Below are 464 nucleotides of genomic sequence, written 5' to 3'. Positions count from 1 at the left end.
GACCTGGTCTTCCGCCGCAACTTCGAGCAGCTCCACCAGCTGACCTGATCCACCAACCCGATGGAGGCACGCCCGTGACCACGCCGCTCGCCACGCCCGAGGAGATCAAGGCCAACGCCGAGGCCAGCCTCGCCGAGATCCCGCACCCCTCGCTGCCCCCGGGCAGCAACCTGTACGGCTCGACCAAGATCTTCCCCGACTACCGGGCGGGCGAGGGCGAGAGCTACTTCACCCTGGTGCACGGCATCGCCCACGAGTCCTCGGTCAGCTTCGTGGCCTGCCTGCAGGCGCTGCGGGCGCTGCGCAAGGGGTTCGAGTCGGTCCTGTACTTCTACGGCCCGGCCGCGATGAACGCGATGGCCACCCGCGGTTTCCCCACCACCGGCGACTCCGCCTTCCCGGGCGAGCACAACATCAACGCCCAGATCGAGAAGTTCATCGAGGAGGGCGGCACGGTCTACGTC

At 68.3% G+C, this 464-nt stretch carries 1 protein-coding gene; it reads left to right on the top strand.

All coding sequences use genetic code 11. The features are described 5' to 3' along the window. Nucleotides 1-74 precede the first annotated feature (74 nt). Nucleotides 75-464 (top strand): MSMEG_0572/Sll0783 family nitrogen starvation response protein (locus tag M3677_RS17105; protein ID WP_251161150.1); only part of this gene is annotated, 390 nt, incomplete at its 3' end.

Origin of the sequence: Curtobacterium sp. P97 (assembly GCF_023712445.1) — a bacterium.
In the GTDB taxonomy this organism is placed as follows: Bacteria; Actinomycetota; Actinomycetes; order Actinomycetales; family Microbacteriaceae; genus Curtobacterium.
Note: the sequence above shows the minus strand (reverse complement) of the source record. Positions and strands in the feature narration are given on the sequence as shown.